General features: G+C 67.9%; 8 protein-coding genes and 3 pseudogenes. 6 read left to right on the top strand and 5 right to left on the bottom strand.

Features of this window, described 5'->3' with window-relative positions:
• Window positions 1-172 precede the first annotated feature (172 nt).
• A complete protein-coding gene (locus AB0C84_RS44655; protein ID WP_361078656.1) occupies window positions 173-481 on the bottom strand; it encodes a hypothetical protein in 309 nt (102 codons plus the stop codon).
• A gap of 17 nt (window positions 482-498) precedes the next feature.
• Between AB0C84_RS44655 and AB0C84_RS44650 the strand changes: the two genes are divergently transcribed.
• Window positions 499-846, top strand: coding sequence for a hypothetical protein (locus AB0C84_RS44650; protein ID WP_361078653.1), 348 nt, complete (start codon window positions 499-501; stop codon window positions 844-846).
• Window positions 847-1,016: 170 nt separating this feature from the next.
• On the opposite strand, the gene AB0C84_RS44645 is transcribed toward AB0C84_RS44650, so the two are convergent.
• Window positions 1,017-1,196 carry a hypothetical protein gene (locus AB0C84_RS44645; RefSeq protein ID WP_361078651.1) on the bottom strand — a complete coding sequence of 60 codons (180 nt, stop codon included), beginning with the start codon at window positions 1,194-1,196 and terminating at the stop codon, window positions 1,017-1,019.
• Window positions 1,197-1,379: 183 nt separating this feature from the next.
• Between AB0C84_RS44645 and AB0C84_RS44640 the strand changes: the two genes are divergently transcribed.
• Both AB0C84_RS44640 and AB0C84_RS44635 read left to right on the top strand, forming a co-directional pair.
• Window positions 1,380-3,809, top strand: a complete 2,430-nt coding sequence (locus AB0C84_RS44640) for a SpoIIE family protein phosphatase (RefSeq protein WP_361078648.1) — start codon at window positions 1,380-1,382, stop codon at window positions 3,807-3,809.
• A 274-nt stretch (window positions 3,810-4,083) separates the two neighbouring features.
• Complete coding sequence (locus AB0C84_RS44635; protein ID WP_361078645.1) at window positions 4,084-4,710, top strand: recombinase family protein; 627 nt, start codon at window positions 4,084-4,086, stop codon at window positions 4,708-4,710.
• Window positions 4,711-4,877: 167 nt separating this feature from the next.
• Here the strand turns inward: AB0C84_RS44635 and AB0C84_RS44630 are convergent, their stop codons facing one another.
• From AB0C84_RS44630 to AB0C84_RS44620, 3 genes and pseudogenes are all read right to left on the bottom strand, one after another.
• Window positions 4,878-5,210: a hypothetical protein gene (locus AB0C84_RS44630; protein ID WP_361078642.1), complete on the bottom strand. Its 333-nt coding sequence runs from the start codon at window positions 5,208-5,210 to the stop codon at window positions 4,878-4,880.
• Window positions 5,211-5,655: 445 nt separating this feature from the next.
• A complete protein-coding gene (locus AB0C84_RS44625) occupies window positions 5,656-5,829 on the bottom strand; it encodes a hypothetical protein (RefSeq protein WP_361078639.1) in 174 nt (57 codons plus the stop codon).
• Window positions 5,830-6,086: 257 nt separating this feature from the next.
• Window positions 6,087-6,332 (bottom strand): annotated as a pseudogene (locus tag AB0C84_RS44620) (transposase); the annotation flags it as partial.
• Window positions 6,333-6,374: 42 nt separating this feature from the next.
• On the opposite strand from AB0C84_RS44620, the pseudogene AB0C84_RS44615 reads away from it, so the two are divergent.
• The 3 genes and pseudogenes from AB0C84_RS44615 to AB0C84_RS44605 form a co-directional block, all read left to right on the top strand.
• Window positions 6,375-6,495: pseudogene (locus AB0C84_RS44615) on the top strand (IS481 family transposase); the annotation flags it as partial.
• A gap of 336 nt (window positions 6,496-6,831) precedes the next feature.
• The gene (locus tag AB0C84_RS44610; RefSeq protein WP_361078636.1) at window positions 6,832-8,193 is read left to right on the top strand and encodes an IS110 family transposase; all 1,362 of its coding nucleotides are present in this window, start codon (window positions 6,832-6,834) and stop codon (window positions 8,191-8,193) included.
• Between the two features lie 10 nt (window positions 8,194-8,203).
• A pseudogene (locus AB0C84_RS44605) lies at window positions 8,204-8,308 on the top strand (IS481 family transposase); the annotation flags it as partial.

Here is an 8,308-nt window from a genome sequence, read left to right as displayed (position 1 = left end):
CAGGACCTGCTCCTCGTCTGTTTCGGTCGCTCGGTGCACGCAGGGGTTCACGTCCACCTCGTCCATGCGGTCGGCTTCAGCCATCGCACTCCCTAGCCTGAAGAGCGAAACATTGCAGGTCGTCGCTTATCACATTGCGTGCCTTGGTTTCCCGCGTCACCTCTCGCGTCGGCTACACTTCGCGCATCTTGAGTAACACATAGTTATATTGCAGCCTGGACCGGCCGCCGGAGACCACAGTGAACGCCTCGGGCAGCTCCACGCGTGGGGGCATCGCCGTGGTGCGTTCCCGCAAGTCGACCAGGGACGGCGGTTCCTCGATCGCCTTCACCCCGGTCAGTTGGTCCAACCCGCACATCAAAGGCCCTGACGGCAAACCACTCAAACCGGTGAAACCATTCAGAATGCTGCACGAGGCCGCAGTCGGCGATGCCATCCGCATCGCCGACGCCGCCCGCCTTTTCCGCTCGGTCGCCGACATCCTCGCCTTTGCGCCCCGTGCTGATCCGTCGCGGTCCGCACCTGCGGGTGGAGTCGGGGCTGCTGTCGGGGATCGACCTGGCCGCCGACGATCCCGGCACCAAGACGATGGTCAACGTGCCCTTCCGGGGGCTGCCCGCCCCTCTCGGCCGACTGCGAATCGATCGGCATCTGGAAGAGGCTCTTGCAACGGAGCCGATCCGCTTCATCTGGCACACGTCTTCGGTCTTGGCGACACGACAGCTGTTCGCTACGCGCGGGCGGCGCGGGAGATTCTGGAAGCCCAACGCTGTGATACCCTTATCCGTCCCGCAGATCCGGGCCCGCGCCGTAGCCGGCGCGGTCGGCGCCGAAACCGAACCATGACGGCGGCTGCCGTCATGGACACCGATGGACCGGAGCCGCGCGGCCGACCACCGCGACCGCCGACCACCCGTCCTGGAGGACGAGCTCCCCGTCATGCAGGACGGCCCCGTCAGGCTGCGTGATCGTCAGTCAGTCCGAGCCGAGAGCGGCACGCCAGCCGGCGGCCGCACTCACCTCGGGAAGCCCGGCCAGATCAGCGACCAGGCCGAGGCCCAGGCCGAGCAGATGCGCGGCGATCTGGTCGACGCGCTCGCCGCCGCGTCGCCACTGGCGACGGTATCGGCCAGGTCGACCACCAGCAGCGGCACGTCACCGGCCAGGCCCGCGATTGCGGTCGCGGGCGGGGGCATTGCGAGCGACTGTTCTTGCGGATCTCGCCGCCTCACCCACAGACCTTCAGACACTCTTCATCCGGGTTCGGCGAGTTAGGTTTGTGGTATGTCCGGGTGTAGTGGGGCAAGTTGGTTGAAGTCGAGTGGTCTGTGCGGGGCTTGCCGAGGGGGATCTGGTTGGCCTCGGAAGCGAGCTGATGAGTGTCTGATAAACGAGGAAAAGTCCGCACGGGGCGAGTTGAGGGCTCCGAGGTGAGGGGCACTGGCCCGGCGATGGCCGTGGTGGACGTCGGGGGTGTCATCACGGGTTGGACGGCTGGAGCCACCCGGTTGTTGGGCCATCGTCCGGAGCAGGTGATGGGGCGTGCCGCGGCGGGTTTGCTGGCCGGGGGGCTTTCTGCCTCGGCACTGGGGTGCATCCGGCGGGGAAACGAGTGCGAGGAGCGGGTGACGCTGCGGCACCGGGACGGTTACGGCGTCGAGGCCGATGTCCGCGCGGTCCCGGTGCATGGTATCGGGGGAGCTGCCGGGTGGGCGGTGCTTGCAGTTCGGAGGGATGAGGCGGCTGCGGCGGTGCTTAAGGAGTGGGCGCTGGCGGGGCTCCCAGTCGCGGTCGGAATTTATGATCACGAGGGTCAGCTGGTTGCGATCAATGATGAGGCGTTGCGCGTCGTCGGCATGAGGCAGGAGGATGCGCTCGGGCTACGCCCTGGAGTGTTGTCGAGCGATCATCCCTATCACGAGTTCGAGGGCTTGCTCGCGCGGGTGCTGCGCACAGGGCGGCCGTCGAGGATGGACTCGTTCGTGCGGTTGCCGGGGGAGAGCCGTGCGCATGCCTGGTCGGCTTTCATCTCCCCGTTGACAGATCCGGCGGGCCGGGTACGGGGAGCGTCGGTGGCTTCGCTGGATGTCACGGAGCAGGATCGGGCCAGGCAGCGGCTCGCGGTCGTGAACGCGGCCAGCGTCCGTATCGGGACCGTCCTAGACACGGTGGAGACCGCCCAGCAGCTGGCCGATGTGGCCACCGAACAGTTCGCCGACTTCGTCGGTGTCGACCTGCTTGACTCCGATTTTCGGGAAGGGTCGAACCTGCGCTGGTCTGCCGGGCGCCTGGCCTTCTCCCGTGCCGCGCAGCGGTCCGTCGAGGAAGGGTGGCCGGAGTCCCCGATCCGGCCCGGAGAGATGGGGCGTTACGCCGCGGAGTCGCCGATGGCCCAGGCCCTGGCCACCGGAATGCCGTCTCGTCACCTGACTGACGACCCCGACATTCGGCGGTGGCTGGAGCAGGACATGGCCCATGCGCGGTGTTTGCGCGCCTGTGACGTCCACTCGCTCATCGTGGTGCCGCTGCTAGCCCGCGGGTCGATCATCGGGCTCGCCCAGTTCCTGCGGCATCAGACCCCGGACCAGTTCGGCGCCGACGACCTGCTGCTGGCGGAGGAGATCACGGCCAGGGCGGCGATCTGCATCGACAACGCTCGACGCTATGCCCATGAGCGCGACACCGCGCTTGCCCTGCAGCGAAGCATGCTGCCGCAGCGCACGCCCCCGCATCCGGCGGTAACCGTGGCCTCCCGTTATCGCCCGACCGACTCCCGGGCGGGGGTGGGCGGTGACTGGTTCGACGTCATCCCGCTGTCGGGGGTCCGGGTCGCCTTCGTGGTGGGCGACGTGGTCGGGCACGGCATTCAGGCGTCGGCCATCATGGGAGGCCTGCGCACGGCGGTCCGCACCCTCGCCGACGTGGACATGCCGCCCGACGAGCTGCTCACCCATCTCGACGACGTCGTCCTACGCTTGGACCGTGAGGAGGACTGGGAGGCCACGGGCCCTGGCGAGCGGGAGGCGGGCGAAATCGGCGCCACCTGCCTGTACGCTGTTTACGATCCGATCTCCCGCCGTTGCACCATCGCCCGGGCCGGGCATCCCGCACCCGCCGTCGTTGGCCCCGGTGGGACGGTGGAGTTCCCAGAACTGCCCGCGGGACCTCCGCTGGGCCTGGGTGGCCTGCCATTTGAGTCCACCGAACTGGAAATTCCCGACGGCGTCACGATCGCGATGTTCACCGACGGTCTCATCGAGTCCCGCGACCGCGACGCCGACGCCGGGCTCGCCTGGCTGAGCGGGGTGCTGAGCAACAGCGCCACCACCCCTCTGGAACAGCTCTGCGACGACGTCCTGGACTCACTGCTGCCCGATACGCCCGCCGACGACGCCGCCCTGCTCCTCGTCCGCCCCCAGGCCCTACCCACCTCCCAGGTCGCCACCTGGGACCTGCCCGCCGATCCCGAGATGGTGGCCCAGGCCCGACGGCTGGCCTCCGACCAGCTCGACGAATGGGGGCTGGAGGAGACGGCCTTCATCACCGAACTGGTGGTCAGCGAACTCCTCACCAACGCCATCCGATACGGCCTGCCACCTATCCAGCTTCGGCTGATCCACGAGAACACCCTTATCTGCGAGGTCTCCGACACCAGTAACACCGCACCCCACCTGCGCCGCGCCCGCGTCTTCGACGAAGGAGGCCGCGGACTGCTCCTCGTCGCCCATCTCGCCCAACGCTGGGGCACCAGACACACCCCATCCGGCAAAACCATTTGGGCTGAACAAATCCTTCCAAAAGCCCTATAACCACAACACGCACAGAGGTGGGCCTGTCCAGGTAATGGTTAAACTCGATCTTGCAGGGTCTAGGCCGCGGGCAAAGCGTGCAGCCGACTCCCGAGACGGCTTGGCGGGTCTCCTGCTGGGGCCAGCTCCACTGGCGCGCTCGCGGGCCCCGAACGGTGTTGATCTTCAGAGTTGAGGAACCTGCGGAAAGCCGTTGGCGGTGAGAATGATCTTGGGGGGTGTGCGGTAGGGGAACGCTCACCGGACGACGACGAGGAGCGCTCGGGGCGCGAACGTGACCTGCGGCGACGCCATCTCACATAGGTGGTCCGCGAATCTGTTAGGTGAAGGGGCCAAACGGTACGCTGCCGGGACGGGAGAACTGATCGGCTACGCCAGATCCTCGACCGTCCTGCAAGGCTTCACCGCCCAACGCGATATCCTCACCAACCTCGGTGTCGCGGGCGACCGGATCTATTTCGACAAGGGACTCACCGGCACCAACCGGAAACAACCCGGCCTCGACCAAGCCCTCGCGGCCGTGCGCGTCGGCGACACCCTCGTGGTTCCCGAGCTCGGCGGCTCGTCCGCTCCGTCCCTGAGGCCCGCGACCTTGGCGACCCGCGGCGTCCGCCTCTCCCTCGGCGGGAGCGTCTACGACCCCGCCGGCGGGTTCCTTGGTCCGCTCGGCGGCGAACTCGCTGAACGCGGCCTCGAACGTCAATTGCGTAGGAAGGGCGCCGAGCGGGGGCTCTGCCGCATCATCGCACTCAGCTCTCCTTGCTGCGGCGGCCGCGCGTGCTTCGGCTCGCGCGGTGCCGCGGCCGCGGTCGGCGTCGGCCCGCGCCCGGTCCAGCTCGACCCGGAACTCCTCGGCGGTGGCCGCGGCCTGGGCGGCGTGCTGCTCGGCTGGGGTGGTTGATCAGGGCAGGCATCTGCCTTCAGAGGCGCCCTACTGGCCCCATCGGCGTACGGTGGACCTCGGTGGAGGCGTTGGCGGCTCGGTGAGGTCGAATCCTTCCTCCCGCTGGGAGGCTGCGGCGGCCATGGTTGCCTGTCAATAGGGCGGCCGACTGTCAAGTAGCCGGTTCACCGGAAGAGTAGGTAGGGCTTGCCGCCCTCGGCAGCAAGGTTCGCGAGCGGTGTCTCCGGCGCCGTCACGTATTTTACCCGCACGTCATCGGTGTTGGTGGCGTCCACACGGGCGACCACGTGCGCACCCGCGCGCCAAGAACCGCCCTGGGCCGAGCACAGGTCCCAGGTGCCGCAGCCGCGGCCCATGATATGCGGTAGGTAGCCGGGGAAGTCGAAGCCTGCGAGAAAGTCCCCGAGGGTCGCGTTATCGGCCACTACCATGTCGACACTGTGCGACATGGTGTCGTCCCCGGCGTGCACGCTGCGACGGTCGATCACAATGTCCATGGCGTGATGATAAACGGCACGCACAGTCCAGGACACCCGCGCTCGACTCCAAGCAGTGCTGATCTTCTACCGCCAGGCCAGCGGGTGAAGGGTCAGCAACGGCAGTTCTGAGCCGTATCGGGCCGTGGACTCTCATCCGGGAGCTCGAAGGCTCAGAAGTTTCTCAGGGTCACCGCGCGGGCAACTCGAACCACGACCGGCAACCTGCCACCAACGCCGCCGCCGGCGAGGCCCACCTGCCGGACTCGGTCTGGGACGCCCAACGACCCTGATTAGAAGTTTCGTGAGTAACCAAGGGGCGGCCACGGCGGCCGGGCATGCGGCCTCTTCAGACCGAACCCGGCAACCGTGGCCGCAATCGAGTTATCGGTGTCGGGTGGGGACACCGATCAGATCGTCGGCGAAGATGCCCGAAGGCATCGAGCCGTCCTGCGGGCGTGGGACGCTACTCGCCGTCCTGCCAGTACGTCACTACCCAGTCCTGCGGCTGATCCTTGACGTTCACGATGTCGTCCATGTCGGCTATCCCGAGGCCGGGGTATCGCTCTTGGAATTCGTCGAGGGCGTCGTTAACGTCGGGAGTGCCGCTGATGATCACCGCGACCTTCTTACGGGCCATCTCGAGTCCTTTCGGGGGCTCTTCAGGGCGAAGGGTCCCCTGCTTTTGTTTGAGTCCGACGAGAGTAACCGTCCGTCATCCACCGTACCGCGCTAGCTTCGATCTTCATGAGGTCGGTTGGGCCGCCCCGCGACCCAACCGACTCTTGGCTTTCGGTGGCGGGTCATCGGTCGGACCCGACTATCGCGTCGGGTGGGCGGGGTATCCACGGGCCCGGATGTTGTCCTTTCTGGTGTTGACGGGACGGTTGGTGCTGGTCAGGGCGCTGGGAGCGTCTGCAGCCGGGTGATCGCCGATGCGATCAGGTTGGTCCAGGGCCAGTGGCGGGCCAGTCGGAGCCGGAGTCGTCTGCCGCCGCGGGCCAGGCGTGCGGCGGTCGAGAAGGTGCGCAGGCGCAGGCGTTTGGGTTCCCAGCGGCGGGCCGGGTTGCCGGTGCAGGCGAGCATTTGGGTTCAGGCGGTCAGGTCGGCGGCCAGCGCGACGAGTTCGAGCCAGCCTTGGTTGGGGTGCCGGTAAGAACCGTGTCATGAGCCCCAAACGGCGTTGACCATTCGCGGTTCTGTGTGGTCGCCGAGGTGGTGCCGCGGGCGACGGGGCGGGCGGTGTGTCTGGCGTTCGCGGCGGCGTTGGCGTGAGTTCGGGGTTCCGGGTGAGGTGCTGACCGACATTCAAACTCGGTGGTGTCCCCAAGATGCTCACCTCGTCCGGCCGGCGGCGTGAGGATCGGGGGTGACCGGCGCCCGCTCGTCACCATTGCTGACCGATTGGAGCATGGTGCTCCTTGCCTGTTGATCGTGGGACGGGCGGGGCCCACGCCGGGAGATGCGTGTCCTGTTAGGAACCCGGCGACCGCTGGCCGAGCTGCACCCGGTCTCGCGGATCCCTGTTGGTGAATGTCTGGTACTACGTCTCCCTCGGTGTCGGCCATCGCTGGTCAGACCAGGAATCTGACGAAGAGACGGGAGCCGGAGCTTTGCGCCTGCGGCTGGGAATCGATATCGCGTGCGGGCGGCCCACCAGGCGAGCCTGGCTGATGATCGCGGAGAGTTCGCCTGGTCCGGACGGCGGTTTCGGACCACGGCGGAGGATCTGGAACGGATCTGGGCGATGCTCCCGGCCGGGACCGATCCGTCGACGGTGACGGTGATCATGGAGCCCACCCGCAACGCGTGGGTGCCGCTGGCGGCGTGGTTTCGGCGCCGCGGCGCCGCTGTGGTGATTGTGCCGCCCGAACGGTCCGCCGATCTGCGGGCCTACTACAGCAAGCACACCAAGTCCGACCGGTTGGACTCACGCATCCTGGCCCGCCTACCGCTACTGCACCCCGAAGGGCTGCACACCGAGCAAGGACTCGGCCCCGGCGACCCGCTGCGCCGGTCCGTCAAGCTCCGCTCCACGCTGGTGCGCCGCCTCACCGCCACGCTGGCACGCCTGGACGCGCTGCTGGAGATCCTGGGACCGGGATGGCACGCCGCCCTGGGCAGCGATCTGGCCAACAAGACCCCGCTGAAGTTCCTGGCCGCCGGCTACGCCTGCCCGCACACGGTGCGGCGGCTGGGCCGAGGTCGGCTGGCCCGCTTCCTGCACCGCCACTCCCGCGGCGCCTGGACCGAGGCCAAGGCCGAAGAACTCCTGGCGACCGCGGCCGCAACGCTCCGGCTCTGGGGCGAGGACCTGGACTATCCCGACCTGGCTGACGACATCGCCATCGAGGCCCGGCTCGCCCTGGCCCTCACCCAGGAGATCAAGGAACTCGACGAGCGCATCGCCGTGCTGTTCGCCCGCGCGGACCCCGACGGCATCCTGCAATCAGTACCGGGCATAGGGCCGATCCTGGGCGCGCAGATCCTCGGGCGGCTCGGCGACCCCAGCCGCTTCACCTCACTGGCCGGTGTCCGCGCCTTCAGCGGGCTGGTCCCGCGCTTGGATTCCTCCGGCATCAACGGTCACCACAACGGCCTGACCAAGTCCGGTGACGCCTGCCTGCGCGAAGCCCTGTTCATGGCCGCCGAGCACGCCCGCCGCAGCGATCCCAGCCTCGCCGCCAAGTACCACCGGCTCATGGTCACCCAGGGCAAACACCACAACTCCGCCCTCTGCCACGTTGCGACCACCCTACTCACCCGCATCGCCGCCTACTGGCGCCGCGGCGAGCACTACACCCTGCACGACACCAACGGCCGCCCTGTCGACGCGACCCAGGCCAAAGCCATCATCGCCGAGCGCTACACCGTCTCAGCCGAACTCCGCACGGCGCGACGCACCACCCACGCCCGCCCAGGAACGGGTCGGCGAAGCAAGGAGTCGCAACGCGCTCCATCAACCGGCCCGTCCACCCACCACGCTACGGCTCAACCCGCTTGACATCCATTAGGAACTCAACGGCAAGTAGTTCACCGACCGGTTCGGGCATGGCGGTGAGGTGCTGTTCGATCGGATCTGCCGGGACAACGGGATCGTGCACCGGTTGACGCGGCCG

Source organism: Actinomadura sp. NPDC048955 (assembly GCF_040649435.1).
GTDB classification, from domain to species: domain Bacteria; phylum Actinomycetota; class Actinomycetes; order Streptosporangiales; family Streptosporangiaceae; genus Spirillospora; species Spirillospora luteofluorescens.
This window is presented reverse-complemented; position numbering and strand designations above follow the sequence as displayed.